Below are 24,967 nucleotides of genomic sequence, written 5' to 3' on the forward strand. Positions count from 1 at the left end.
CTGCGCCCCTGACCTGTCGTCAATAGATCTTCTCGCCGTTGGCGAGCATGGTGACGAACGTATCGATGCGCCGGGCCCGGGTCTCGGGCCTCTTGGCCTCCTGTACGCGGTAGAGGATCGCGTACCGGTTGCGCCCGTCCAGGGTGGCGAAGAAGGCCGCGGCGGCCTCGTTGCCGGCGAGCGCGGCCGCCAGGTCGTCCGGCACCGTCGCGGTCCGCGAGCCGTCGTAGGCGGCCGCCCAGCGGCCGTCCGCCAGCGCGGCGTCCACCTCGCGTTGACCGGCAGGGCGCATCAGGCCGCCGTCGATCAGCTCCTGCGCCTTCTGCCGATTGATCTTCGACCATCTGCTGCCGGACTTGCGCGGGGTGAACCGTTGCAGCCACCAGGCGTCATCGAACGACCTCTTCTGGCCGTCGATCCAGCCATAACACAGGGCCACGGACAGCGCGTCACCGTAGCTGACGCTGGCGAACCCGGCGTCCTTCTTCGCGATCTTCAGCCACACGCCGGCCGCGGAGCCGTGCTCCGTGTCGAGCCACGTTCGCCAGGCGGACATCGACTCGAAGGACATGATCGGCAGGTCAGCGCCTGTCACGGGCCGGCTCCATCGTCGTAGCGGCAATCCACCCGAGATTACGGCGTGCGCAGCACCAGCAGATCGAGGGCATCGATCACCGGGTGAGTTGCGGTCCGTGCGGCGGCGCGGAGCCCGGCCGCGGATCCGGATGCCGGGCGATCGCCTCCCGCCACGCGCCGACTGCGTCGTCGCCCAGATGACGGGTCGCCTCAATAGCGTCGGCATCGGCGTGGTCGTACGCGATGAGCGCCAAGCCCCGAGCCAAACCGACGGCCGCGCCGCCGCGCAAGGGCGGTGTCGATCGCTTCACATCACAGTCCGGCCCGCCCCCGCCCGATCTACCGTGCATCCATGAGCTTCGACAGTGCGGCGCGGGACGTCCGGCGCCGAGCGGTCTATCCCGGGACGTTCGATCCCTTCACGCCGGGCCACTTCGACGTCGTCGACCGGTCGCGGCGCATGTTTGACCACGTCACCGTCCTGGTAGCCGTCAACGACGACAAACAACCGTCCCAGCCGACCGCCGTACGGGCCGCGGAGATCCAGCACTTGCTCCCAGCGGACTGGGAGAACGTTTCGGTGGCTGCCTGGCACGGATTGACCGTGGATTACTGCCGACGCGACGGAAGCTGTGTGATTGTCCGAGGGGTCAGGAACCCCGCCGATTGGCTGCACGAGTACGAACTCGCAGCGATGAATGAATCGCTGGGCGTGACGACATTGCTTCTGCCGGCCCGGCCGGCGTTGGTCACGACGTCGTCCACCGCAGTGCGGGCTCTGCGAGCCTGAGCGTGGAGGCAGGTTCGGACCGTCAGACGACCCGCAGGTCGGCTGAGATCCCGACGTTGCCGCCGCCACAGCGCACGCCGATCACGTACGTGCCGGGCGGCGTCGAGGCCGGCACCACGTACGCGATGCTGAAGTGGCCGGAATGGTTGCGCGGCGCCTCCGGGCCGAATCCGTCCGGTGGGAACAGCGCCGCCGTGGAGGTCGGGACGGCAGCGTTCCCGGCCGGGCATGACTGTGGCCCGCCGGCCGGGACGACGCCGGTGATGACGACGTGGCCACCCGGGTGGATCGTGTCCGGATGCACGGACACCTCGGCCTGGACCTGAGCGGCCGCGGCAGGCGGCCCGGCGGCGGCCGCGGCGGGCGGTGCCAGCAGGACCGGTGCGAGCGTCACGGCGGCGACCAGGACCACCGACCGAACGAGTGAACGGCGATCGTGCATGTGGTTTCGAGGCATCGGAACCTCCCACATCGGGGATGGATGGGTCCGGTTCTCACGCTACCCCCGCCGCGGCGGCGGCCAGGTCAGCGCCGGTTCGCCGGGAGTTCGCGGTGGGCGGGCCACTCCTCGGCGAGCATCGCGAAGTCCAGCTCCGTACTCCACTCGCCCTTGAAAAGCTCGTTGTGTACGAGGCGGGCCTCCTGCCGCATCCCCAGCCTGCGGGCGACGTTCGCGGATGCGTCGTTGCGCTCGTCGATGCGCGCGACGATGCGGTGCAGACCCAGCTCCTCGAAGCCCAGGCGCAGCATCGCATGTGCCGCCTCGGTGGCGTAGCCGTGCCCGGCGTGCTCGGGGTTGAGGACGTACCCGATCTCCCCGCCCAGGTGTTCCCGGCTGTGCCAGAACAGGACGACATCGCCGATCAGGGCGCCGCCGGTGGCCAGTTCGACGCCCAGCGTCAGGGCCTGTCCCTCGTCGGTCAGGGCGGTGGTGTCCCACACTGTCGCCAGCCGGTCCGTGATCGCCCGGTGGTCCATCGGTTCGAACGGTACGTACCGGCAGATGTCCGGCCGGCTTCGGTAGACCAGCAGGGCGTCGGCATCGTCGGTGCCCAGGGGGCGCAGCCGCAGGCGCGCGGTCCGTACCGGATAGCGGGGATGCAGCTCTCGCTGCTGCTGGGATCGCATGTCGATCATCGTGTCATTGTGTACTCCGCCGTTCGCCGGAATTTCACCGCCGGTCGGCAGGGCTCAGCTTCGTGGCGGCGACCGGGTCGCGGCGTTCGCTCATGACCTTGTGCAGGGCGGCGACCGGTGCGGGCCGGGCGAAGTGGTAGCCCTGCGCCAGGTCGCAGCCGAGCTCCCGGAGCCGGTCGGCCTGGGCGCCGGTCTCCACCGCCTCGGCGATGGTCTGCAGCCCGAGGTTGTGGCTCAGCTCGACGATCGCGCGGATGAACGCAAGGTCGCGTTCGGTGCCCTCCTCGATCTGCAGCGCGGTGAAGGAACCGTCCATCTTGAGGATGTCGACGGGCAACTGGCGCAGGTAGGCCAGCGACGAGTACCCGGTGCCGAAGTCGTCGATGGCGATGCGTACCTGGTGATCGCGCAGGATCTGCAGCTGCTCGGTGACGGTGGCGGCGTCGACGACCGACGTGACGAGCACCGTCTCGGTGATCTCGACGATCAGCGCCGAACCCGGTACGTCATTGCGTTCCAGCAGCTCCAGTACGTGCTCGGCGAACTTCGGATCGCGCAGCTGCTGGGCGGAGACGTTCACGGTCACGGACAGCCCGTGCTCGCGGTGCAGCGCCCGCAGGTCCGCGCAGACCTGGGCCAGCACCCAGGATCCGATGGCGACGATCGCGCCGCTCTGCTCGGCGAGCGGGATGAACTGTCCGGGCGAGATGGAGGTGCCGTCGGCGCGGGTCCAGCGCAGCAACGCCTCGGCTTCGACGATCTCACTGGTGTCCAGCGCCACGATGGGCTGGTAGTGGACGGTGAACTCCCCGTCCTCGAGGGCCCGGTGCAGGTCGGCCACGAGCTGGGTGTTGGCGAGTCGTTCGGCGTGCACGGCGGCGTCGTAGACGGCGTACTGCTGCCCGCCGGCCAGCCGGGCACTGCGCAACGCCAGGTCGGCGTCGCGCAGCGCGTGCCGGCGCGGGCTGTTCGCGTCCAGCGGCACGACGCCGATGCTGGCGGCGATGCGCCGGGCCGGGATGCCCGGCAGCCGGTACGGCCGGTGCAGCCCGTCGAGGATGTTCTGGGCGACGCAGGCGCCGTCGGAGCCGTCGCGGGCGTCGGCGAGAACGGCGAACTCGTCGCCGCTGATACGGACCACGGTGGCCCGGTCGGGCAGGACCGCGCGGAGCCGGCGGGCGGTCTCCACGAGGACCGCGTCGCCGATCCGGTCGCCGAAGCTGTCGTTGAGGTCCCGGAACCCGTCGAGGTCGACCAGCAGCAGCACCTGGTCGCGGCGGCCGACGGTGTCCAGGTCGTCCTGCAACCGGGCCCGGTTGCCGAGCCCGGTGAGGCCGTCCGACCGCGAACGGCGTCCGAGCAGTGCGGCGAGCTGCGACATCCGCACGATGAGCAGGATCGACATCGCGCCGCCGAGCAGCACGAGCCCGATCGTGCGTGGCGAGTTACCGCCGACGTCGGTCGCCAGGCTGGTGACCGTCAGCGCGCCGATGGCCAGGATCAGCGTGACGTAGAGCAGGAGCCGCCCCCGCGATGTCGGTGCGGGGTTGCGGGTGACCGTGCCGGTGCTGGCGGCCATCGAGGGGTGCAGCGCCGCACTGCCGATGAGCAGGTAGGAGCCCAGCCAGCCGAGCGCGACCAGCCGGTCGAGGTCCGTGCCGTTCAGCAGCCCGGCGAAGTTCACGGTGTTGGTCATGACCAGCAGGCCGCTGGCGGCGACCATCAGCCGGTACGCGGGCGTGCGCACCCGCGAGACCACCACGACACGCATGGTCAGCACGATGAAGACCAGGTCGATCGCGGCGTAGCAGAGGTAGCTGGCCAGCCGCAGCCCACTGAACCGGCCGTTGAACAGCAACGGCTCGATGACGATCGTCCAGGAGAGTGCCCCACCGCCCAGCGTCACGATGGCGGCCTCCACGGCGCCGCCGCGGCGCTGCCCGGGACGGACCCACCAGTAGTTGCTCAGGACCAGCAGCACCAGCATGAGGGCGTAGAACAGATCACCGAACGACGGGAACCGCGGCACCCCGGCCGGCGTGAGGTTCATCGCCCACCCGGCGTTGGCCAGCAACGACGACGCCACCGCCGAGACCATCAGCCACCACGGCGCGGTCCAGGTCGGCCGGTGCCGGCGTACGCCGACCGCGACGGCCCCCATGACCGACACCGCTACGGCCATGTACAACCAGAGGCGCACCTGCAGGTCGAGCACCGTGCCGACCAGCACGACGAGCACGCCGACCGCGAGGTACCAGCGGTGTGCGGCGGCATCGGAAACGTCTGCCTTTTTGCGGGTCACGGCATATGGATACCGGCCGCAGGGTGCAGGAACGTTGCCATCGCCCTGCGATCCGGATCGTCCTGGCGCCGTGGCGGTTGCCGTACGAGCGGGGAGACTCCGCGCGGCGGAATCAGGCCGCGTCGAGGTCGCGGTAGGTGCGCTTGCGGCCCTTGGGCGACTTGCTGGAGGCGACGCGGTCGCGTCCGGCGTGCTTGGCGATGTAGAGGTTGCGGTCCGCCGCGGACAGCAGCGTCGGCTGGCAGCGGTCGGGGGCCTCGTCCACGCCGGCCACGCCGATGCTGATCGTCACGGGTAGCGTGCCGGTCATCCCGGACCATGCGTACGCGCGGACGGTCCGGCGGATCCCGTCGAGGTGTTTCGTCGCGGCGGCGACGGTGGTGGCCGGCAGGACCAGCAGGAATTCCTCGCCGCCGAGCCGGGCGACGAACCCGTCCGGTACGGCGGCGGCCAGCTCCGTCTCCAGCAGCTTCGCGACCTGGACGAGCACCTGGTCGCCGACGTCGTGGGAGAGTTCGTCGTTGACCCGCTTGAAGTGGTCCAGGTCGACGATGGCCACGGTGAGCTCGGGGTCCGAGGCGATCAGGGCGGGCAGTTCCTCGTCGACGTACCGGCGGTTGAACAGGCCGGTCAGCGGGTCGCGCCGGGCCTGCTCGCGGAAGCGCTCGGCCTCCTCACGGACCTCGGCGGTCTCGAAGATGTTCTGTGCCTGGGCCTCGTTCTGCTTCGAGCGCAGTCTCTCGTACGCGTCGTGGAACTTCTTGTGCATCGCGAACGCCTCGGCGATCTCGCCGCGCGCCGCGTGCAGCTCGGCCTGCTCCTGGAGCACCCGGACCATCACCTCGTGCAGCTCCCGCTCGACGCACAGCGCGCGGGACTGGTCCAGACTCGTCTGGGCCCGGTCGGTGGCACCCATCCCGCGCTGGGCGCGAGCCAGGGTGAGCAGGTACTCGGCCAGGTATTCGGCGCCGTCGTAATGGCCCGTCCGGTGCAGGTCGATGCACGCCAGCGCGGTCTGTTCGGCTTCGGCGTACAGGCCGTTGCTGATCTGGATCGCGCCGATCGTGTCCAGCGTGAACGTGGCGAGTTCGATCCCGTGTGCCTCGGCGTGTTCCTGCAGCCGCAGAGCGACCTCCTGGGCGCGCACGAATTCCCCGGCGAGATACTCCGAGTACGCCCAGTTGTTGAGCACGTCCGTGAGCGGCTCCCACAGGCCCAGCTCGCGGGCCAGCTCCTCGGTCTGCCGGAACCGGGGCCGGGCCGCGTCCAACGCGCCGCTGTCCGCGAGGGCGTCGGCCAGCTTCATGTGGTGCCGCACCCGCATGTACGGCGTGGCGGTCTCGTCGAGCAGCTCGACCGAACTCAGCGCGTGTTCCAGACTCTTGGCGAAGTCGCCGCGCAACCGCTGGACGTACGACCAGGTCACGTGGACGCGGGCCTGCAACAGACGGTCGCCGTGCTCGACCGCCCAGGCGTAGCCGTCGTCGAGCCGCCGGGCGCCCCCCGCAACGTCGCCGGCGCGCATGAGCAGGTACGCGCGGCACACGCGGGCGCGCCAGACGAGGGTGTCGTCGCCGAGTTCCACGGCCCGGGCCTCGAACTCGGTGACGAGCGCGAGGGCTTCCTCGGCGTTCCCGATCCTGCGGTCCTCGATCTCGAGCAGGGCAGCAGACAGTTGCTCGGCGCTGGTCGCGCTGTTGATCAAGTTCCCACCCCCAGTCCGGTTCGCCTCCTCCCATCGGCGGGGGTCCTGAAAGCTGAAGAAGTTGGCCAGCGTTATTCGGGCACCGTCCCGCCGCGGGAGACGATGCAGGCCAGTCTCCTAGGATGCTCGGCGCGGTGTGCCGCTGCTCACGGCATACCCCTGCTCACCGCATGCCCCGGCTCACCGGGCGGTGAGCAGCGTGATGACGTGGTCGACGTAGTCGCGGCGGGCGGCTGCGGTGCCCGGCACGAGATGCGGCATCGCATGGGCGAGCTGCACGTGGCCCAGGTACGTGCTGAAGGCGAGCAGGCCCCGCGCCGCTGCCTCGGAGGCATCGAATCCGAGGCCGGCGAACAGGCCGGCGGTGTACTCCATCCGCCGCTGGGTGACCCGTGCCAGCGCCGGCGCCACGAGCGGGTGGTCGGCGGTGGAGAGCAGGGAGACCTCGACGGTGTCGTGCGCCGTCGCCTCCATGACGGTGAGGAACAGCAGCCGGAGCCGTTCACGGGGATCCGGCTCGGCGTCGACGAGCCGGATCACGGCCTCGGTGTGCTCGGACTCCCAGCGGTCCAGCGCGGCGGTGATCAGGGCATCCCGGTTCGCGAAGTGCCAGTAGAAGCTGCCCTTGGTGGCGCCCAGGCGGGCGGCGATCGGCTCCACGGCGATCGCGCCGAGCCCGCCGCGCGCCATCGCGTCGAGTGCTGCGGCGGCCCAGTCGTCGGCGGTGAGGCGGTTGGTCTGTCGGTCCGGCATTCCCATACGCTACCGTACGGAAGTCGCCATACGGCACCGTACGGAGGTGGTCATGGTCCAGATCAGCAATGTCCACGAGCGAGAGTTCCCCGTCCCGGCCGAGGAGATCGGGCGTCTGCTCGACCGAGCCGGCGCGACCGACGATCCGCTGTGGCCCTCGCCCACCTGGCCGCCCATGCGGTTCGACCGTCCCCTGGGCGTCGGCGCGAGCGGCGGCCACGGTTCCATCCGGTACCGCGTCACCGGCTACGAGCCCGGCCGCCGTGTCGAGTTCACCTTCGTCGCGCCGACCGGCATCGTGGGAACGCACGTGCTGGAGGTGGAGCCGACCGGGCCGGACACCAGCGTCCTGCGGCACCGGCTGGCGGGCCGGCTCACCGGCTCGATGCGGCTGCTGTGGCCGCTGCTGGTCCGCACGCTGCACGACACCGTGCTGGAGCATCTGCTGGACAACGCCGAACACGCGCTCACCGGGGCGGTGCGCAGCCCGTACCGGTATCCGCTGCGGGCCCGGCTGGCCGCGGCGTCCGAGACCTGCCGGGTGCGTGCCGTGCCCGTCCCGCCCGAGGCGCGGCTGCTGCACGCCTGGCCCGGGCGGCGTGACCTCGCCGATGCGTACGCGGTGCGCATGCCGCCCGGCACGTCGGTGCTGCCTCTGGAGTGGGTCGACGCGGTGTTCCAGGACCCGCCCGCCCCGGTGCTGGCCCTGATGCGCCTGCGCAACCGGCTGGTGCCGCTCCTCGGCATCGAGCGGGGGGACCGCAGCGCGTTCGCGCCCCTGCGGCAGACGACGAACGAGGTGCTGCTCGGTACGGACGCCCCGCATCTGGATTTCCGGGCCAGTGTGCTGGTCGAGCCGGACGGCGGTGGCACGACCGTCACCGTCGCCACGACCGCGGCCGTCCGCACCGGCGCCCGGCGGATCTACCTCGCCGTCGTCAAGCTGGTCCACCCGGCCGTCGTGCGGGCGATGCTGCGCCGGGCAGCACGCCGCGCCACCGCGCCCGGCGCGGTGCGTCGCTCCGCCACGCGCGGGTGATGAGCCGTCCGCGAGCTCACCCGAGCCCGGCCGGGCGTTTGTCGGGGGTCAGGGCGTGTAGACCTCGTCCGCCTTGGTGATCTGGCCCGCCTTGACGGTGAAGACGAAGACCCGGCCGGTCTGCAGCAGCGTCGCCCGGAACTTCGTGAGGTCGGCGTTCACGAGGTCCGTCCCGGTGGTGCCGACGACCCGCAGGTTCGCACCCGGGGCCACCGGGTAAGTGCGCAGTTTCTTGTTGTTGTTGCGGATGTACCAGCCGGTGCACCAGTCGTTCTCGGCCGGCTCGACGCCGTCCGCCTTGCAGGCGTCGGCCGCTGCCTTGCCCTCGAACCATTCGACCAGGTCGAAGGTGATCGTGCCCTTCGCCGGGTCGGCCGCCTTGAGGTACGCGTGCTGAACGCCGGTGAGCTGCTCGGACCCGGCCGTCGAAGGACCCGCAGCGGGCGTCGATGCGGACGGCTGCCCGGCCGGTGCGGCGCTAGGTGCGGTCGAGGCGGCCGGCGCGGTGCCCACCACCTGGGTGCTGCCCGGCGCGGCGCCGGCCGGCCGGTGTCGGCGGAATGGCCGCACGCGGCGAGGGGCAGCAGCAGGAACGAGATGAGTGTCATGCGCCGGAGCATGCCGCCTCCCCACCCTGTTCTGATCTGGGCCAACGGTAGAGCCAGGCCGCAAACGACGGGCCGCCAGGTCTAGGCATTGAGGTAGGTGAGGACGGCCAGCACCCGCCGGTTGTCGTCGTCCGACGGCGGCATCTCCAGCTTCGTGAAGATGTTGTTGATGTGTTTGCTGACGGCCTTCTCCGTGATGAACAGCGTCGCCGCGATGGCCGCGTTCGACCGGCCTTCCGCCATCTCGCCGAGCACCTCGCGTTCGCGGGCGGTCAGCACGGCCAGTGGCTCCCGGCGGGCAAGCAGCTGCGACACCACCTCCGGGTCCATCGCGGTGCCGCCGTCGGCGACGCGACGCACCGCGTCGACGAACTGGGCGACGTTCGAGACCCGGTCCTTGAGCAGGTATCCGACCCCGCCGTTGCGGTCGCTGAGCAGCTCGCGGGCGTACAGCGGTTCGACGTGCTGGGAGAGCACCAGGATCGGCAGGCCGGGCACCTCGGTCCGGGCGGCGATCGCCGCCTGCAGTCCTTCATCGGTGAACGTGGGTGGCAGCCGCACGTCGACGACGGCGACATCCGGGCGGTGCCGCAGCAGGGACGGGAGCAGATCCGGGCCGTTGTCGACCGCCTCGACCACCTCGAACTCGAACGCCTCCAGCAGCCGGGTCAGGCCGTCCCGGAGTAAGGCGAGGTCTTCGGCGAGGACAACACGCACGGCAGCTCCATCGTGACGAGCGTCGGTCCGCCCGGAGGGGAGGACAACGACATGGTGCCATCGAAGGCTGCCAGACGACGTTGGATGCCCCGCAGGCCGGTACCCCGGTGCGGGTCCGCGCCGCCGGTGCCGTCGTCGCACACGATGAGCGCCAGCAGCCCTCCGGCGTACCGGATCGACACCTGCGCGGTGCCTGCGCCGCTGTGCCGGACCACGTTGGCCAGGGCCTCCGCCACGGCGAAGTACGCGGCGGACTCGACCGGGGTCTCCGGGCGTCCGGGCAGGTCCAGTTCGACGGAGATCGACATCGGCAGGCTCATCGCCAGCGCGCGGACCGCGCCGTCGAGGCCGCGTTCCGCCAGCACCGGCGGGTGGATGCCGCGGACCAGGTTGCGCAGTTCCAGCAGGGCGGCGCCGCTGACCTCGCGGGCCTCGGTGAGCAGTTTGCGGGCCGCGGCGGGATCGCGTTCGAGCATCTGTTCGGCGAGGCCGATCGTCATGCCCAGCGACACCAGCCGGGCCTGCGCGCCGTCGTGCAGGTCCCGCTCGATCCGCCGCAGCTCGGCGGCCTGCGCGTCCACGGTGTCGGCGCGGGTGACCGTCAGCTGGGCGACCCGCAGCCGCAGCTCGGCGGCCTTCGTCGGGGCCAGCAGCAGCTTGCTGAACCGGGCGTTTACCATCATCAGCCACGGCGCGACGCCGAGCCCGAGCGCCAGGAACACCGCACCCTGCGGGATCGAGAGCAGTCCCTGCGAAACGCTCGCGATCGGCCAGAAGACGCCGTAGCCGTACCAGTCGACGCCCAGGTACAGCCAGAGCGGGAGCAGCGAGAGGCCCTGCAGGCCGTACAGCGGGACGGCCATGGCGAGCAGGCCGAGCCCGGCTCCGACGATCGCGCCGGGTACGAGCCAGGCCAGGTCCCGCCAGGTGGCCGGGTCCGTGACGACCCACCGGAAGCGCTGCCAGCCGCCGGGCAGGGCCCGCGGTGGGCGCGGCTGGTACGGGCGCGCGATGGCGACACCGGCGCGTCCGGCCAGGCGCCGCTCCAGGCCCGCCCGCATCCGCACCAGGGACATCACCCACGGCAGCAGGGCCAGGCCGAGAAACGGTACGGGGACGAGCACGAGCGCGACCAGCGCCAGCGCGAGCAGCAGCAGATTGGTGATCGCGAGACCGGCCGCGTAGCCGCCACCGGCGACGGCACGTAGGCCGTTGCGTATCCACCACCGTGTCGTCATGGTTCGCCATTGTCCCTGACGGTCACGGTGTGCACATCCGCGCTGGTCGCGCGGGGGTGCTAGCACCACCATCCGTGGGGGTCTGACACTCCTGACCGGTCCGCGGCCGGCCGCGAGTCTGGAGGGCATGACGACAACGACGGAGCTGGCACGGCCGACGACCGGAAGCGACTTCGCCGAACTGAACCGGCGGGTGACCCGGGCCGGGCTGCTGGAGCGCCGGCCGGCCCACTACGCGGTACGGCTGACCGCCACGTCCCTGGCGCTGGTGGGCGGCTGGACGGCGTTCGCGCTGGTCGGGCCGAGCTGGTGGACGCTGGTGGTCGCCGCGTTCCTGGCGGTGACGTTCGCCCAGGTGGCGTTGGTGGCGCACGATCTCGCCCACCGTCAGGTCTTCCAGACGCGGCGGGCCGGCGAGATCGCCGGACGGATCGCGGGCAACCTCGGCGTCGGGATGAGTTACGGCTGGTGGATGGACAAGCACACCCGCCATCACAACAACCCGAACCACGATGAGCTCGACCCTGACGTGGCACCTGAGGTGTTGATCTGGGCCACCGAGTCGGCCTGGGGGCGGCGCGGGCTGAAGGGTTTCATCGCCCGGCATCAGGCGGGACTGTTCTTCCCGTTGCTGACGTTGCTGGGCATCGATCTGAAGGTGTCCAGTGTCAAGGCGTTGATCCGCGGTGACATGAAACGTCGCGGCTTGGAGGCGTTCCTGCTGGTGGTGCACGTGGTGTGCTATCTGGGCGCGTTGTTGCTGGTGCTGTCGCCGGCGCAGGCGCTCGGGTTCTTCGTGGTGCACCAGGCGTTGTTCGGCGTCTATCTGGGCATGACGTTCGCCCCGAATCACAAGGGCATGCCGCATCCGGACGGCACCGAGGACTTCCTGCGTAAGCAGGTGCTGACCTCACGCAACGTGACCGGGGGCCGGCTCGTGGATGTCGCGCTGGGTGGTCTGAACTATCAGATCGAGCATCACCTGTTCCCGGCGATGCCGACACCGAACCTGCGCAAGGCGCAGCCGATCGTCGCGGCGTACTGCGCGGAGATCGGCGTGGCGTACGAGTCGACGAGCCTGCTGGAGTCGTACCGTCAGGCGTTGCGGCACCTGCACGAGGTCGGCGCACCGCTGCGGGGCCGCTGAGCGTGCTTCGGGCCCCTGGCCTGGCCGATGCGCTTGCTCGTCACGAACACGCATCGGCCAGGGGCTCAGCCCAGCACGTGTCAGGGCTGAGGGCGGGGGACCTCGCCGCGCCACGCGCCGGTCTCGACGCCACTACGACCCTCGATGAACTCCTTGAACCGCTTCAGGTCTCCCTTGACCTGACGGTCGAGGAAGCCGAGCGTGGCGCCGGCCTGCTCGACGAAGCCGTCGGGCTCGAACTCCATCTGGACCGTCACCCGCGTCTGGGTCGGGTCGAGCCGGTGGAACGTCACGACGCCGGCCTGCCGGCTGCCGTCCACGGACGTCCAGGCCACCCGCTCGTCGGGCAACTGCTCGGTGATGCGGGCGTCGAACTCCCGTTTCACGCCGTCGATGGTGGTCTTCCAGTGCGTGGTGGTGTCGTCGAGCTGGCGGATCTCGTCCACCCCGCTCATGAAGTGGGGAAAGTCCTCGAATTGGGTCCACTGGTTGTACGCGGTGCGTACCGGCACGTTGACGTCAACGGACTCGGTAACAGTGCTCACCATGTGTTCCTTCCTGTTCGGGCCCGGCCGGGGCCGGGGCCGGCCGGGCTTCGGCCCATCCGGTCGAGGCCGGCGCGTTCTCTTGTTGGTGCCCCCGGTGCCCGCGGTCAAACCGTGGGTGAGGCGCACGGTTGAGCTCAGCGCCGAGTGGGCACGACGGGTGTGACATCCATGCCCCGGAGTGCACTCATGCGAATCGACGACTGGTTTCTCACCGACCGCGAACGCGGGAACCCGGCGACGAGCCTGCCCCCGTGGTGTGCGGGGAACCGCGTGGAGCCGCTCGTGCACGGATCCGCGTACTTCGGTCGCCTCGCCGAGGAGGTCGCCGCCCTGTCGGCGGGCGACTACCTGTTCTTCACCGACTGGCGGGGCGACCCGGATCAGCGGCTGACCGGTGCCGGACCGACGATCCGTGAGCTGCTGGTGGCGGCCGCGGAGCGGGGTGTCGTCGTCAAGGGCCTGGTATGGCGTTCGCACCTGGACGCGTTCCGGTACAGCGAGATGGAGAACCGCCACCTGGGCGAGGACATCGAGCAGGCCGGGGGAGAGGTTCTGCTGGATCAGCGTGTCCGTGCCGGAGGGTCGCACCACCAGAAGCTGATCGTGGCGCGGCACCCGCGGGACCCGGAGCGGGACGTGGCGTTCGCCGGCGGCATCGATCTGTGTCACAGCCGGCGGGACGACGCCGGGCATCACGGCGATCCGCAGGCGGTGCGGATGGCGCATCAGTACGGCGCGCACCCGCCCTGGCACGACGTGCAGCTGATGCTGCGCGGCCCGGTCGTGGGTGTTCTCGACCAGTGTTTCCGGGAGCGGTGGCTGGACAAGACCACGCTGGATGCCCGCCGGCCGCTGGCGTATCTGCGGGACCGGTTCCTCGGCGCTGACCTGGAGGTCGGGGACCTGCCGCCGTGCCCGCCTGATCCGCCGCCGGCCGGGCCGCACCTGGTGCAGGTGCTGCGGACGTACGCGAACAAGCATCCGCCGTATCCGTTCGCCCCGGACGGCGAGCGTTCGATCGCCCGCGCCTACCGCAAGGCGGTGCGCCGGGCCCGTTCGCTGATCTACGTCGAGGACCAGTACCTGTGGTCGGCCGAGGTGGCGGGCCTGTTCGCGGCGGCGTTGCGGGAGAATCCGGGCCTGCACCTGGTGGTGGTGGTCCCGCGGCACGCCGACGTGGACGGCCGGTTCGCGTTGCCGCCGAACCAGGTGGGGCGGGTTCGGGCGGTGCAGGTGTGCCGGGAGGCGGCGCCCGACCGGGTGCACGTGTTCGATGTGGAGAATCACGCGGGAACACCGGTGTACGTGCACGCCAAGGTGTGCGTGGTCGACGACACCTGGTCGAGTGTCGGCAGCGACAACCTCAACCTGCGGTCGTGGTCGCACGACAGCGAGCTGTCCTGCGCGGTCCTGGACACCGAGCTGGACCCGCGCGAACCCACCGATCCCGGTGGCGGCGGGGACGGGGCCCGGGTGTTCGCCCGCGAGCTGCGCCTGCGGCTCATGCGCGAGCACCTGGACCGCTCTGCCGGGGACGATGCTGACCTGATCGATCCCCGGCAGGCGGTCACGGCGTTCCGTCATGCCGCCGACGCGTTGCAGTCGTGGCATGACGGCGGGCGGGTGGGCCGGCGACCGCCGGGCCGCCTGCGGCCGCACCGGCCCGAGCGGCTGCCGGCCCGGACCCGGATGTGGGCGGTGCCGCTGTACCGGCTGGTCTACGACCCGGACGGCAGGCCGTGGCGGCTGCGCCGGCGGGCCGGTTGGTGAGGCCGCACCCGCTAGTAGCGGAACCGGCTGACCAGCTGCCGGAATTCGGCGGAGATGGTGGCCAGGTTGGCCGCGGCCTGCCGGGTGTCGGCGATGCCGACGGTGGCGTCCTCGGCGGCGCGGGCCGCGTCCGCGATGGTGCCGGCGATATCGGTGCTGCCCGTGGCGGCCTCGGTCATGTTCCGGTTCATCTCGCCGGTGGTCGCGGTCTGTTCGTCGACCGCGGTGGAGATCGACCCTTGATAGTCGTTGATCTTCGCGATGATGGCGCCGATCTCGGCGATCGCGGCGACGGCGCCCTGGGTGTCGGTCTGGATCGCGGCGATCCGCCGGGCGATGTCGTCGGTGGCCCGGGCCGTCTCCTGCGCGAGGTCCTTGACCTCCCCGGCGACCACGGCGAATCCCTTGCCGGCGTCGCCGGCGCGGGCGGCCTCGATGGTGGCATTCAGGGCGAGCAGGTTCGTCTGCTCGGCGATGGAGGTGATCACCTTGACGACGTTGCCGATCTCGGCGGACGAGTCGCCCAGCCGGGTGATGACGTTGTTGGTGTCGGCGGCGACCTCGACCGCCCGGGAGGCGATGGCCGCGACGTCACCGGCGTTGCGGGCGATCTCCCCGATCGACGCGCTCATCTCCACGGAGGCGCTCGCCGCGGTGGTGACGTTGGCCGAGAGCTGTTCGGCGGTGGCGGCGGCACCCAGTGCCAGGCCGCTGGCCTGCTCGGCGTTCGCGACGACTTGATCGCTGCTGGCCGACAGCTGCGCCGAACCGGCGGCCAGCGTGTCGGCGCCGGCGGCCATGGTCGCCACGGTCTTGCGCACCTCGCCGAGGGCCCGGTTGACGTCGCCGGACATCACTCCGAGCTCGTCGCGGGAGGTCACCGGCACGGTCTGGGTCAGGTCACCGTCGGCCATCGCCCGTACGATCCGCCCGACCGCGCCCACCCGGTGCTTGATTGCGCGGGTGACCGCCTCGGCGACGAGCAGCCCGCACACCAGCCCGATCACGAGCAGCCCGACGATCACGGCCACCGCACGGTGGTAGGCCGCGCTCACCTCGGCCGCCGCCGACCGGGCCTGCTCGTGCGCGTCCGCGGCCATCTGGGTGGTGAGGTCGTTGATGCTCTTGGCCAGCGCGCCCAGCTCCGCGCTGGACACCGGCGTGCCCCCGGACGCGGACTGGCCCAGCAGGGACACCCGCATCCCGGCGTCGAAGCTCTTCCAGTCGGCGGCGAGCTTGGCGGATCTGTTTCGGTCAGCCTCGTCACCCGCTGAAGCCTGCAGCCGGGCGATCGCCGCGTTCATCGCGGTCTCACCGGCGGTCACCTGCTGCTGGGCGGCCGCGGCCTGGGTGCGGTCGCTCGCGGCGACGAACGACTTGACGGCGCCGTCGTTGATCTGCGCCTGGGCGCCCCGGATGTCGCTGACGGCCTCCAGCTGCGGCACGGTACGCGCGTGCATCGCCTCCACCCGGCCGTTGACATCCCCGATGCTCAGCACGGACAGCACGCCGACCCCGGCCGCGACCGAGGCGATCACCGCCACGGCCGTTCCTACTTTTGCGCGCACACTGCGGTCGGCAACCCACTGTCGCGTCGCGGCCGTGATCGGCACGACAACCTCCCCATCCCTGTTCTCACCACGACGCCGGACGTGACGCGTCGGAAGATCGATGGGAACGCCGCCTCGGGCGTCCCCGGATGCACAGATCGGCGGACCGCGAGGTAAAGGTCAGGCTTTTTCGGTTGTCATCCGGTTCGGGACGGCATCGCGGACGTCACAGGAGCGGTGGTGACCTTGCCCGGTTGCCGCCTAGCATCGACTCTGTGTCGTTGTCGACGAGGGGGGCGATGCGATGGACCCGTTCGCCGACTGGTACGACGCCGCCGGTGTGCGAGCCGGGATACGCCGCACCTTCGCCGACGAACGCGACCACGCGAAGGTGTTCTTCCCGGCGTCGCTCGTGCCGTACCTGGAGCACGACCTGGTGCGGGAGCGGGCCCCGGGGCAGTGCGAGACGCTGACCGTCCGGCACCTCTACCAGTTCCTGATCGCCACCACTCACCTGGAGACCCGGGTCGTCAACCGCGGCGCCGAACGGATCGCGAACGACCGGATCGGTGTGCCGGTCGACGCGCAGCTACGGATGGACGCGTTCAAGGTGTACTGCGACGAGGGGTACCACTCGCTGTACAGCCTGGACCTGGCGCGGCAGGTCGAGGCGGCCACCGGGATCACCGTGCCCGACTGGGACTTCGGCGGATTCGCCGACCGGCTCGACGCGACCGCGGCCCGCCTGTTGCCCGGTGCCGCGGTGCTCGCTCAGCTGCTGCAGGTCGTGGTGTTCGAGACGCTGATCACCGCGGTGCTCAACGAGCTGCCCGCCGACCCGACCGTGATGACGACCGTCCGTGACCTGGCCCGCGACCACGCGCGCGACGAGGGACGCCACCATCGCTATTTCGCGGGGTTCTTCCGGCATCTGTGGACCCATCTCGATGCGCCGACGCGGGCCCGGGCCGCCGTCGCCCTGCCCGAGCTGATCGAGGACTGCCTGCGCTGGGACGGCGGACCGGTCCGGCGGTCGCTGGTCCTGGCTGGGCTCAGCGGCGCCGAGGCCGATGTCGTGGTCGACGACTGCTATGGCGGCGTGCCGCAGATGCGGCAGACCGCATCGGCCACGGTGCGGTTGTGTCGCTCGACCGGTGTTCTGGACGAACCGGGCGCCTGGGAGGCGTTCGCCGTCAAGGGCCTGGTCGGCGAGTAGTCCGGCGGTACGGCGCGGTCGATGCGTTCTCGGCGACCTCGGGGGGAGACGGGCGGGCCGGTCATGAGCGGCAGGGGCGTTCTGATCACCGGTGGTTCCAGCGGGATCGGCCGGCGCATCGTCGACCGCTTCGCCCGCGGCGGGGACACCGTCTGGTTCACGTACCTGCGCGGCGCGGACCGGGCCCGGGATCTGGTCGACGAGCTCGCCGCGGACGGCATCGAGGTGAGCGCGTTCGCGTTCGGCCAGGGTGACTGGGACAGCCATCAGCGGTTGCTGCGGAACCTGCCGGGCCCGGTGGACGTCCTGGTCAACAACGCCGCGGTGGGCTCGGCCACGGTGATCGACTACGAGCCCGGGGCGGCGCATCGACGGTCGGCGGCGATGCTCCAGATCAACAGCGTGGGGCCGCTGTGGCTCATCCAGCAACTGGTGCCGGGCATGCTGGAACGCGGCTACGGGAAGATCGTCAACGTGGCCAGCGTCGGCGGTGGAGTGGCGTCCTTCCCGACCTTCGATCCGGCCGACGGCATGAGCAAGGCGGCGCTGGTGCACCTGAGCCGCCAGCTCGCGGTGGAGTTGGCACACACCCCGGTGGACGTGTTCGCCATCTGCCCGGGCGCGGTCGAGACGCCGATGCTCGAGGCGAGCGTGCTGGGCCGGCTGGACGGCGCCGCGCGGGCGGCGTTGCTGGCCGCGCTGCCCAAGCGGCGGCTCATTCAACCCGATGAAGTCGCGGCCCTCGTCGCCTGGCTGTGTACGGAACCGGCCGCCATCCTGCACGGCGCGGTCCTGGACGCCTCGCTGGGACTCGGGTTGGCGCCGGGGATGTTCCAGCCCGGCCCGGCCGGGCACTGATGGTGTCGCGGCAGGCCGCGCGGCTGGTGGCCGGGTCGCCGGTGATCGCCTCCGCCCACTTCACCGCCGAGGCCGACCCGTACGATCCGGTGTCCAACCCGGACGGATACGTCAACGTCGGCACGGCCGAGAACCGCCTGGTGTGGGATCTGCTGGCGCCCCGGCTGCGGGCCGCGCGCGCCGTGGGCGCCGCCCACATCCGGTACGCGCCGCTGCACGGCACCGCGGCGCTGCGCTCACAGGTGGCCCGGTTCCTGGGCCGCAGCGGCGCCGCGGTCGACCCCGAGGACCTGATCGTGGTCAGCGGGGCGACGGCGGCCCTGGACGTCATCGCGTCGGTGCTGTGCGATCCGGGCGAGTCGCTGGCCGTGCCGGTGCCGTACTACGGAGCGCTGGACACGGACCTCACCGGCCGTTCCGGCGCGCGGTTGTTGCCGGTGCCGCCGCTCGGCGGGGCGCCGCTGCCGGATGCGGCGGCGGTCGTCGACACGGTCCGGCGGGCGCGCGCCGGCGGCGCCACCGTACGCGCGTTGGTGCTCACCTCCCCGCACAATCCGCTCGGGCTGGTGTATCGCGACACCGAGCTGCGCGCGTACGCCTCGGCCTGCGCGGCACTCGACCTCGACCTGGTCGCCGACGAGGTGTACGCACACTGCGCGTTCACCGGTCCCGCCTTCGTCAGCGCCCGCGACGCCGCGTCGGGCCTGCTGGACCCGCACCGCGTGCACGCGGTGTGGGGGTTCGCCAAGGACCTCGGCCTGCCCGGGCTCAAGGTCGGTGTGCTGCACACCCGGCAGCCGGAGGCGCGGGCGGCGGCCCGGGAACTCGCGTACTTCGCGCCGGTGTCCACCGACACCCAGTGGCTGGTGACGGAGCTGCTGGCCGCCGACGACTGGGTGGAACAGTTCCTGACCGTCGGCCGGGAACGGCTCGCCGCCTCGTACGCTGCGGCGGCCGCGCACCTGACCGGCGCGGGTGTGCCGTTCCGGCCGGCCGACGCGGGTTTCTCGATCTGGACCGACCTGCGGGGCTGGTTGGAGGAGGCCACCCCGGACGCGGAGCACCGGCTGTGGCAGCGTCTGTTCACCTCGGGCCGGATCAACCTGTTGCCCGGCGCGGTCTTCCACAGTCCGGAGCCCGGCTGGTTCCGGCTGTGCCACACCACCGACCCGGCGACGGTTGCCGAGGCAGTGGCCCGGCTGCGGCGCGTGCTGCCCGGGCCGCGGGTCGCGACACGCATCCCGGGCCATCCACCGGATTCGAGGCCGGCGCTCTAGGTTCTGATCGTGAAGACCAGTCGACTTGAGGCATTCAGCGATGGCGTGCTGGCCATCATTATCACGATCATGGTGCTGGAGTTGAAGGTGCCGACGCAGCACGAGCTGGCCGACCTCCTCCACTCCGCGGGCGTCGGCTTGCTCACCTATCTGCTCAGCTTCGTGTACGTGGGCATCTACTGGAACAACCACCACCACACGTTCCAGCTTGTCCGCCAGGTCAGCGGCGGCGTGATGTGGGGGAACCTGGGCCTGCTGTTCTGCCTGTCGTTGTTCCCGTTCACGACCGCGTGGCTCGACCAGTCGACGTTCGCGCGCACCCCGGTGATCATCTACGGCCTCAACCTGCTCTGCGCGGCCATTGCGTACTTCGTCCTGCAGCGGATCATCATCCGGCAGGAGGGGCCGGAGTCGCCGCTGCGGCAGGCCATCGGCGTCGACCTCAAGGGCAAGATCTCCCCGCTGCTGTACGTGACCGGCATCCTGAGCGCCCTGCTGATCGACCCGAACGGGCACGTCGGAGTGGCGATCGCCCTGGCGTGCTACGTCACCGTGTCGATCCTGTGGATAGTCCCTGACCGTCGCATCGACCGGCTGGCACGCCAGTACGGAACGCCGGAGTGAGCGCCCGCGGGCAGCTTCACCCAGCGCGGGTGATGCCCGGCCCGCGGCGCCCCGCCACGCTGGGGCGATGATGCGCGGTGGCGTGGCGTTGGCGGTCACGGTTCTGCTCGCGATGGTGGCGGGCTGCGGCCGGGCGACCGGCGGCCCGGCATCGACCGCGACCCAGGCCGGGCACCACGGGATCGTCGCGCTGGGCGACTCCGTGCCGCGCGGCACGAACTGCGACTGCACCCCGTACCCGCCACTCACGGCCGAATCCGTCAGCGGCACGTCCGGCTACCGGGTGACCGCCACGAACGACGCCGTCGGCGGCTACACCAGCAGCGACGTGCTGCACCAGCTCGACGCCGACGGCGCCGCGGGCCGGCACGTCGGCGACGCGGACGCCGTGGAGATCGAGGTCGGCGCGAACGACGTGGCGTACACGGAAAACTGCGGCACCGACCTGTCCTGCTACACCGCCGAGATCCCGCAGGTCGAGGAGAACCTCACGAGGATCGTCGCCCGGGTGCACGAGCTGACCGGTGGTGCGCCGGTGCTGGTCGTGCTGCTGGACTACTGGAGCGTCTGGCTCGGCGGCACCTACGCGGCCGCGCAGGGCGATGCCTACGTCGCGACGGCTCAGGCCTTGACCGACGCGATCAACGCGGCCATCAGGTCGGTGGCGACCGCGACCGGCTCCGCCTATGTCGACCTGCGGGCGGCGTTCAAGGGGCCCGACTACGCCTACGACGAGACGCACTACCTCTCCGACGACGGCGACCATCCGAACGCGGCCGGCCACGAGCAGATCGCCGCCGCCACCGCGGACGTCATCGAGACCGCACTGTCCGGCCGATCCGCGCACTGATGTCCGCGCCGGTCACCCGTACGGAACGCCGAAGCGTGTCGCCCATGTGACAGAGCGTGTTCCGGGGTGTGCCGCCGATACTGGAGGCGTATCCGGCTGAGCGGCGCGGAGGGCGTCCGCCTCCGGTTCCGAGCGGTCGTCGGGGGTGCTCATGTTCAAGGTGATGACATGGAACGTGGAGAACCTGTTCCGTGCCGGTCAACCCGGCGGGCCGAGCACCGCGGCCGCGTACGAGGCGAAGCTCGACGGACTGGCAGCGATGATCAACGGTCAGGCGCCGGACGTGGTGGCCGTCCAGGAGATCGGTGACCCGGCCGCGCTCGACGACCTGACGGCCCTTTTGCACGGCACCTGGCACGCCCAGGTCTCCACCCACCCCGACGACCGGGGGATCCGGGTGGCCTGGCTGAGCACCCGCCCGATCAGCGACCCCGTCGAGATCACCGCTTTCCCGCCGTTGCTGCGGCCGGTGCAGGCCGACGATCAGGGCGCCACGCTGGGGCACATGGGCCGAGGGGCGGTCGCGATCTCCGTCACGGCCGACACCGGGGTGCCGGTGCGGCTGATCACCACCCATCTCAAGTCGAAGTTGCTGACGTTCCCCGGTGGCCGGTTCAACCCCCGCGACGAGGACGAACGTGCCCGCTACGCCGCGTACGCCATCACCCGCCGGGCCGCGGAGGCCGCCTCCCTGCGCGTCGCCCTGACGGGCGCGTTGAACGGGCCGGGCGAGCATCCGGTGGTCCTGACCGGGGACCTCAACGACACACCGCAGGCGGCCACCACTCAACTGCTGCTCGGCCCGCCCGGCTCCGAGATCGGCACCCGCGGTTTCGACCAGCCCGACCGCGGCGACCAGCAGCGGATGTGGAACCTCGCCCCGCTGATGCCCCCGGGGCAGGACTACTCCCGGATCAACAGCGGCCGCAAGGAACTCATCGACCACATTCTCGTGTCCCACGCCGTCGTGTCCCCGCTCACCGCGGTCACCGCGCACGCGATCATCGGCACGCCGCTGGCATCGATCGACCCCGGCGACCCGGCGGCTCGCCACGACGCCCCGGCCTCCGACCACGCACCCGTCCTGGCGACGTTCGCGAACCTCTGAAACGTACGGATCAGCAAGGTCCGCGATGGTGATTTTGTCCCTCCACAGTGGTCAGACATCGATTAGCGTCGACGTATCCGCACCGGGTGTGCGGGAGTGATCACAAGGAGAGACGGTCTGATGGTTCATGAGGCGCGTGGTGGTGCCGGCCGCCGTTGGGTCCGCGCCGTGGTCGTCGGCATGGACGACGGCATCTGGCTCAACCGGGTCGGCCCGCCGCTGCCCTGACCCAGGACGCCGGACGGGCTGCCACCCCCGCGGCCCGTCCGGCGCCCGCCTCGGATCCGGCAACCGCACAGGTCCTGCCGGATCCGAGGCGGTGCGTTACCGGGAAAACCAGCGATATCACCCGAAGCCTGGCCTGTCCGGCATCACGGGCCAATTCCCGCGTCGACTGTCACTCAGACCTCCCGAGCGCTCACCCACCGTGTATCGGCTGACGGATCGGTGGGGGTGCGGTCGGATGGACAGCCACTGCCACGGGTGTGCGCGGAGTGCGACATTGTCGCGCGGACCGGCGATGAGGAGTGGTTATGGACGAGGCGCTGCTGGCGTACAGCGCCGGCCGCACCGACGCTCTCGAAGGGCAACGGGACGCGGCCAAGGCGGCGGATCCGGCGACCGGGGTCGACTATCGCCGGGGGTTCCTCGACGGCCGCCTGGACGTGTTCCGGATGCTCGTCGGCGTCCGCAAACTGCTCCGCGGCGACGACTGAGCAAACTGCTCCGCGACGACTGAGCAAACTGCTCCGCGGCGACGATTGATACGACCGTTGTGCGGTGAAGGCCGATCGGCGGAGGGCCGGTCCTGACTAGTATCGGACCATGCCGCTGGCCGGGAACGACGTCGACCGGTTCGAGGCCGCCAGGCCGCGCCTGGAGGCCATCGCCTACCGACTGCTCGGTTCGGCCGCCGAAGCCGAGGACGTCGTACAGGAGACATTCCTGCGCTGGCACGCCACCGACGTCGACCGCATCGAGGTTCCCGAAGCCTGGCTGGCCAAGGTCCTCACCAACCTGTGCCTCAACCAGCTCGCCTCCGCGCGGGCGCGCCGCGAGATCTACGTGGGCCAGTGGCTGCCCGAACCGTTGCTCGCCGGCGACCCGATGCTCGGGCCCGCCGAGACCGCCGAGCAGCGCGAATCGGTGTCGTACGCGGTCCTCACGCTGATGGAGCGGCTCTCCACCACCGAGCGCGCGGTGTACGTGCTGCGGGAGGCGTTCGCCTACCCGCACCGGGAGATCGCCGAGATCCTCGACATCACCGAAGCGGCCAGCCAGCAGATCTTCCACCGCGCCAAGCAGCATGTGTCGGACGGCAAGGCCCGCACCGCGATCGACGAGTCCGCGGCCCGGCGGATCGTCGAGGAATTCCTGGCGGCGGCCGCCAGCGGCCGGACCGAACCGCTCGTGCGCCTGCTCACCGACGACGCCGTCTCGATCGGCGACGGCGGCGGGAAGGTGCCCGCCCGCGCCAAGGCATTCCAGGGCGCCGTCGCGGTCGCGAAGTTCCTGCGGGGCCTGTTCAAACCCGGCGAGGCCAAGCGCGCCCTGGCCGGCGGCACACCCGAGTTGTACGCCTGGACCGCGAACGGCGACCCGGCCGTCGTGGCCGTCGTCGACGGGCGGGTCGTCGGCGTCATCTGCCTGGAGCTCACGGCGGACGGCATCGCGGCGGTCCGCAGCCAGGTCAACCCCGACAAACTCGTCCGCGCGACCGCGCACTGGGCCGTCGCCGATCCCGGCGAGCCCCTGTTGCGGGCGTTCTGACCGTCGGTGACGTGCTTCACCGCACGTCCCTGTCAGGAAACGGTCGGCTGCCCGGTTCAAGGGGCACACCCGCGTGAGACAGGAGCAACGACATGCCGCATCGCATCATCGTTCTCGGAGCCGGATACGCCGGAGCCGTCGCGGCCGGCCGCCTCGCCAAGCGGCTGCGCCGTGACGACGTGACCATCACCCTGGTCAACGCCGAGCCCGACTTCGTCGAACGGGTCCGCATGCACGAGCTGGCGACCGGCCGGAACCTGCGGCCCCGTCCGTTCAGCGAGATGTTCGCGGGCACCGGCGTGGAACTGAGGTGCGCGACGGTCACCGGCGTCGACGTCGACCGCAAAACCGTCGCGGTCGCCGGTGCGAACGGCACCGACGAACTCGGCTACGACACGCTCGTGTACGCCCTCGGCAGCCACTGGCACACCCACGGCGTCCCGGGCGCCGCCGCGCACGCGTTCGAGATCGCCGGGCGGCCCGGCGCGCTGCGGCTACGCGAGCGCCTGGCCCGCCTCGACGCCGGGCAGACCGTCGCCGTCGTCGGTGCCGGTCTCACCGGATTGGAAGCCGCGAGCGAGATCGCCGAGACGCGTCCCGATCTCGATGTCACCCTCATCGCCCGCGGCGAGCTCGGCGACTGGCTGTCGCCCAAGGGCCGCGGACACCTGCGGACGGTCTTCGGCAAGCTCCGGATCACCGTACGCGAACAGGCCGCCGTCACGGCCGTCGAAGCCGGCCGTGTCGTCACCGCCGACGGCGCGGCCATCCCGGCCGCGGTCACGGTGTGGACCACCGGCTTCCAGGTCCACCCGATCGCGCAGGAGACCACGCTGGAGCTCAACGGCACCGGCCAGATCGTGGTCGACCGGACCATGCGCTCGGTCTCCCACCCGGACGTGTACGCCGTCGGCGACGCGGCCATGGCGATGGGCCCGGGGAACAAGCCGCTGCGCATGTCCTGCGCGTCCGGAGTTCCGACGGCATGGCAGGCGGCCGACGCGATCGCGGCGCGCCTGACCGGCGCGAAGATTCCCCACACCCCCATCCGCTACGTCAACCAGTGCATCTCACTGGGACGCAGCAACGGGCTGATCCAGTACGTCAGCGCCGACGACCGCGCCGTGCCGACCGTGCTGACCGGGCGGCTCGCCGCCCTCTACAAGGAGCTTGTCTGCAAGGGTGCTGCCTGGGGAGTCGCCCACCCGACGCTCGGGCTGCCGGCCCGCCGCCGGCGGGTGCTCTCCGGAGGCTCGCGAGACGCCGCGGCGACCGCAGGTGTCTCGCAACAAACCTTGTAAAACGGCGTTCGCCCGCAGTCCATCCACACCCGACAGGATGGATGTCAGAGGCGCGCAACCGCCGCGCCCATCGCGTCGACAAT

General features: G+C 71.1%; 25 protein-coding genes. 13 read left to right on the top strand and 12 right to left on the bottom strand.

Annotation, left to right across the window (positions count from 1 at the left end; translation table 11 throughout):
- Positions 1 to 19: 19 nt before the first annotated feature.
- Together ACMCNK_RS02110 and ACMCNK_RS02115 are read right to left on the bottom strand one after the other, a co-directional pair.
- Complete coding sequence (locus tag ACMCNK_RS02110; RefSeq protein ID WP_412734670.1) at positions 20 to 595, bottom strand: YdeI/OmpD-associated family protein; 576 nt, start codon at positions 593 to 595, stop codon at positions 20 to 22.
- 76 nt (positions 596 to 671) lie between these two features.
- The gene (locus ACMCNK_RS02115) at positions 672 to 830 is read right to left on the bottom strand and encodes a hypothetical protein (protein WP_412734671.1); all 159 of its coding nucleotides are present in this window, start codon (positions 828 to 830) and stop codon (positions 672 to 674) included.
- 98 nt (positions 831 to 928) lie between these two features.
- On the opposite strand from ACMCNK_RS02115, the gene coaD reads away from it, so the two are divergent.
- Positions 929 to 1,366: a pantetheine-phosphate adenylyltransferase gene (gene coaD / locus ACMCNK_RS02120; protein WP_412734672.1), complete on the top strand. Its 438-nt coding sequence runs from the start codon at positions 929 to 931 to the stop codon at positions 1,364 to 1,366.
- A 22-nt stretch (positions 1,367 to 1,388) separates the two neighbouring features.
- On the opposite strand, the gene ACMCNK_RS02125 is transcribed toward coaD, so the two are convergent.
- From ACMCNK_RS02125 to ACMCNK_RS02145, 5 genes are all read right to left on the bottom strand, one after another.
- A complete protein-coding gene (locus ACMCNK_RS02125) occupies positions 1,389 to 1,760 on the bottom strand; it encodes a hypothetical protein (RefSeq protein ID WP_412734673.1) in 372 nt (123 codons plus the stop codon).
- 131 nt (positions 1,761 to 1,891) lie between these two features.
- Entirely contained in the window at positions 1,892 to 2,503 is a 612-nt protein-coding gene (locus ACMCNK_RS02130) for a GNAT family N-acetyltransferase (RefSeq protein ID WP_412734674.1), read from the bottom strand.
- A 34-nt stretch (positions 2,504 to 2,537) separates the two neighbouring features.
- Positions 2,538 to 4,805 (bottom strand): putative bifunctional diguanylate cyclase/phosphodiesterase, encoded by a 2,268-nt coding sequence (locus tag ACMCNK_RS02135; protein ID WP_412734675.1) that lies wholly within the window; start codon positions 4,803 to 4,805, stop codon positions 2,538 to 2,540.
- A gap of 112 nt (positions 4,806 to 4,917) precedes the next feature.
- Positions 4,918 to 6,510, bottom strand: coding sequence for a diguanylate cyclase (locus tag ACMCNK_RS02140; RefSeq protein WP_412734676.1), 1,593 nt, complete (start codon positions 6,508 to 6,510; stop codon positions 4,918 to 4,920).
- Between the two features lie 180 nt (positions 6,511 to 6,690).
- Positions 6,691 to 7,263 (bottom strand): TetR/AcrR family transcriptional regulator, encoded by a 573-nt coding sequence (locus tag ACMCNK_RS02145; RefSeq protein ID WP_412734677.1) that lies wholly within the window; start codon positions 7,261 to 7,263, stop codon positions 6,691 to 6,693.
- Between the two features lie 52 nt (positions 7,264 to 7,315).
- On the opposite strand from ACMCNK_RS02145, the gene ACMCNK_RS02150 reads away from it, so the two are divergent.
- Positions 7,316 to 8,302, top strand: a complete 987-nt coding sequence (locus ACMCNK_RS02150; RefSeq protein WP_412734678.1) for a DUF2867 domain-containing protein — start codon at positions 7,316 to 7,318, stop codon at positions 8,300 to 8,302.
- 48 nt (positions 8,303 to 8,350) lie between these two features.
- On the opposite strand, the gene ACMCNK_RS02155 is transcribed toward ACMCNK_RS02150, so the two are convergent.
- From ACMCNK_RS02155 to ACMCNK_RS02165, 3 genes are all read right to left on the bottom strand, one after another.
- Positions 8,351 to 8,872 carry a hypothetical protein gene (locus ACMCNK_RS02155; RefSeq protein WP_412734679.1) on the bottom strand — a complete coding sequence of 174 codons (522 nt, stop codon included), beginning with the start codon at positions 8,870 to 8,872 and terminating at the stop codon, positions 8,351 to 8,353.
- 119 nt (positions 8,873 to 8,991) lie between these two features.
- Positions 8,992 to 9,627 carry a LuxR C-terminal-related transcriptional regulator gene (locus ACMCNK_RS02160; protein WP_412734680.1) on the bottom strand — a complete coding sequence of 212 codons (636 nt, stop codon included), beginning with the start codon at positions 9,625 to 9,627 and terminating at the stop codon, positions 8,992 to 8,994.
- Positions 9,579 to 10,865 carry a sensor histidine kinase gene (locus ACMCNK_RS02165; RefSeq protein WP_412734681.1) on the bottom strand — a complete coding sequence of 429 codons (1,287 nt, stop codon included), beginning with the start codon at positions 10,863 to 10,865 and terminating at the stop codon, positions 9,579 to 9,581. Before ACMCNK_RS02165 ends, ACMCNK_RS02160 begins: the two co-directional genes overlap by 49 nt.
- A 127-nt stretch (positions 10,866 to 10,992) precedes the next feature.
- Between ACMCNK_RS02165 and ACMCNK_RS02170 the strand changes: the two genes are divergently transcribed.
- Complete coding sequence (locus tag ACMCNK_RS02170; RefSeq protein ID WP_412734682.1) at positions 10,993 to 12,012, top strand: fatty acid desaturase family protein; 1,020 nt, start codon at positions 10,993 to 10,995, stop codon at positions 12,010 to 12,012.
- Positions 12,013 to 12,092: 80 nt separating this feature from the next.
- On the opposite strand, the gene ACMCNK_RS02175 is transcribed toward ACMCNK_RS02170, so the two are convergent.
- On the bottom strand, positions 12,093 to 12,557 hold the full coding sequence (locus tag ACMCNK_RS02175; RefSeq protein ID WP_412734683.1) for an SRPBCC family protein: 465 nt from the start codon (positions 12,555 to 12,557) through the stop codon (positions 12,093 to 12,095).
- A gap of 189 nt (positions 12,558 to 12,746) precedes the next feature.
- On the opposite strand from ACMCNK_RS02175, the gene ACMCNK_RS02180 reads away from it, so the two are divergent.
- The gene (locus ACMCNK_RS02180) at positions 12,747 to 14,330 is read left to right on the top strand and encodes a phospholipase D family protein (RefSeq protein WP_412734684.1); all 1,584 of its coding nucleotides are present in this window, start codon (positions 12,747 to 12,749) and stop codon (positions 14,328 to 14,330) included.
- A gap of 11 nt (positions 14,331 to 14,341) precedes the next feature.
- Here ACMCNK_RS02180 and ACMCNK_RS02185 read toward each other — a convergent pair whose 3' ends face one another.
- Positions 14,342 to 15,943 (bottom strand): methyl-accepting chemotaxis protein, encoded by a 1,602-nt coding sequence (locus tag ACMCNK_RS02185; protein WP_412734685.1) that lies wholly within the window; start codon positions 15,941 to 15,943, stop codon positions 14,342 to 14,344.
- 241 nt (positions 15,944 to 16,184) lie between these two features.
- On the opposite strand from ACMCNK_RS02185, the gene ACMCNK_RS02190 reads away from it, so the two are divergent.
- The 9 genes from ACMCNK_RS02190 (at position 16,185) to ACMCNK_RS02230 (ending at position 24,884) form a co-directional block, all read left to right on the top strand.
- Positions 16,185 to 17,096: a diiron oxygenase gene (locus ACMCNK_RS02190; protein ID WP_412734686.1), complete on the top strand. Its 912-nt coding sequence runs from the start codon at positions 16,185 to 16,187 to the stop codon at positions 17,094 to 17,096.
- 63 nt (positions 17,097 to 17,159) lie between these two features.
- On the top strand, positions 17,160 to 17,954 hold the full coding sequence (locus ACMCNK_RS02195; RefSeq protein WP_412734687.1) for an SDR family NAD(P)-dependent oxidoreductase: 795 nt from the start codon (positions 17,160 to 17,162) through the stop codon (positions 17,952 to 17,954).
- On the top strand, positions 17,954 to 19,231 hold the full coding sequence (locus ACMCNK_RS02200) for an aminotransferase class I/II-fold pyridoxal phosphate-dependent enzyme (protein WP_412734688.1): 1,278 nt from the start codon (positions 17,954 to 17,956) through the stop codon (positions 19,229 to 19,231). Before ACMCNK_RS02195 ends, ACMCNK_RS02200 begins: the two co-directional genes overlap by 1 nt.
- Positions 19,232 to 19,240: 9 nt before the next feature.
- Positions 19,241 to 19,855 (top strand): TMEM175 family protein, encoded by a 615-nt coding sequence (locus tag ACMCNK_RS02205; RefSeq protein ID WP_412734689.1) that lies wholly within the window; start codon positions 19,241 to 19,243, stop codon positions 19,853 to 19,855.
- Between the two features lie 67 nt (positions 19,856 to 19,922).
- Positions 19,923 to 20,705, top strand: coding sequence for an SGNH/GDSL hydrolase family protein (locus ACMCNK_RS02210; RefSeq protein WP_412734690.1), 783 nt, complete (start codon positions 19,923 to 19,925; stop codon positions 20,703 to 20,705).
- A 163-nt stretch (positions 20,706 to 20,868) separates the two neighbouring features.
- Positions 20,869 to 21,813, top strand: coding sequence for an endonuclease/exonuclease/phosphatase family protein (locus tag ACMCNK_RS02215; protein WP_412734691.1), 945 nt, complete (start codon positions 20,869 to 20,871; stop codon positions 21,811 to 21,813).
- A gap of 533 nt (positions 21,814 to 22,346) precedes the next feature.
- Positions 22,347 to 22,529 carry a hypothetical protein gene (locus ACMCNK_RS02220; RefSeq protein WP_412734692.1) on the top strand — a complete coding sequence of 61 codons (183 nt, stop codon included), beginning with the start codon at positions 22,347 to 22,349 and terminating at the stop codon, positions 22,527 to 22,529.
- A gap of 109 nt (positions 22,530 to 22,638) precedes the next feature.
- Positions 22,639 to 23,583: an RNA polymerase sigma-70 factor gene (locus tag ACMCNK_RS02225; RefSeq protein ID WP_412734693.1), complete on the top strand. Its 945-nt coding sequence runs from the start codon at positions 22,639 to 22,641 to the stop codon at positions 23,581 to 23,583.
- A 92-nt stretch (positions 23,584 to 23,675) separates the two neighbouring features.
- Positions 23,676 to 24,884, top strand: coding sequence for an NAD(P)/FAD-dependent oxidoreductase (locus ACMCNK_RS02230; RefSeq protein WP_412734694.1), 1,209 nt, complete (start codon positions 23,676 to 23,678; stop codon positions 24,882 to 24,884).
- Positions 24,885 to 24,967 lie beyond the last annotated feature (83 nt).

Source organism: Krasilnikovia sp. MM14-A1259 (genome assembly GCF_047159535.1).
Taxonomy (GTDB): Bacteria; Actinomycetota; Actinomycetes; order Mycobacteriales; family Micromonosporaceae; genus Actinoplanes.

Bases quoted from the DNA above. Each gene is read 5' to 3' on its own strand.
- coaD (WP_412734672.1), top strand. From the start codon at position 929: ATGAGCTTCGACAGTGCGGCGCGGGACGTCCGGCGCCGAGCGGTCTAT.
- ACMCNK_RS02130 (WP_412734674.1), bottom strand. From the start codon at position 2,503: ATGATCGACATGCGATCCCAGCAGCAGCGAGAGCTGCATCCCCGCTAT.
- ACMCNK_RS02145 (WP_412734677.1), bottom strand. From the start codon at position 7,263: ATGCCGGACCGACAGACCAACCGCCTCACCGCCGACGACTGGGCCGCC.
- ACMCNK_RS02150 (WP_412734678.1), top strand. From the start codon at position 7,316: ATGGTCCAGATCAGCAATGTCCACGAGCGAGAGTTCCCCGTCCCGGCC.
- ACMCNK_RS02165 (WP_412734681.1), bottom strand. From the start codon at position 10,865: ATGACGACACGGTGGTGGATACGCAACGGCCTACGTGCCGTCGCCGGT.
- ACMCNK_RS02170 (WP_412734682.1), top strand. From the start codon at position 10,993: ATGACGACAACGACGGAGCTGGCACGGCCGACGACCGGAAGCGACTTC.
- ACMCNK_RS02180 (WP_412734684.1), top strand. From the start codon at position 12,747: ATGCGAATCGACGACTGGTTTCTCACCGACCGCGAACGCGGGAACCCG.
- ACMCNK_RS02190 (WP_412734686.1), top strand. From the start codon at position 16,185: ATGGACCCGTTCGCCGACTGGTACGACGCCGCCGGTGTGCGAGCCGGG.
- ACMCNK_RS02195 (WP_412734687.1), top strand. From the start codon at position 17,160: ATGAGCGGCAGGGGCGTTCTGATCACCGGTGGTTCCAGCGGGATCGGC.
- ACMCNK_RS02200 (WP_412734688.1), top strand. From the start codon at position 17,954: ATGGTGTCGCGGCAGGCCGCGCGGCTGGTGGCCGGGTCGCCGGTGATC.
- ACMCNK_RS02210 (WP_412734690.1), top strand. From the start codon at position 19,923: ATGATGCGCGGTGGCGTGGCGTTGGCGGTCACGGTTCTGCTCGCGATG.
- ACMCNK_RS02215 (WP_412734691.1), top strand. From the start codon at position 20,869: ATGACATGGAACGTGGAGAACCTGTTCCGTGCCGGTCAACCCGGCGGG.
- ACMCNK_RS02220 (WP_412734692.1), top strand. From the start codon at position 22,347: ATGGACGAGGCGCTGCTGGCGTACAGCGCCGGCCGCACCGACGCTCTC.
- ACMCNK_RS02225 (WP_412734693.1), top strand. From the start codon at position 22,639: ATGCCGCTGGCCGGGAACGACGTCGACCGGTTCGAGGCCGCCAGGCCG.
- ACMCNK_RS02230 (WP_412734694.1), top strand. From the start codon at position 23,676: ATGCCGCATCGCATCATCGTTCTCGGAGCCGGATACGCCGGAGCCGTC.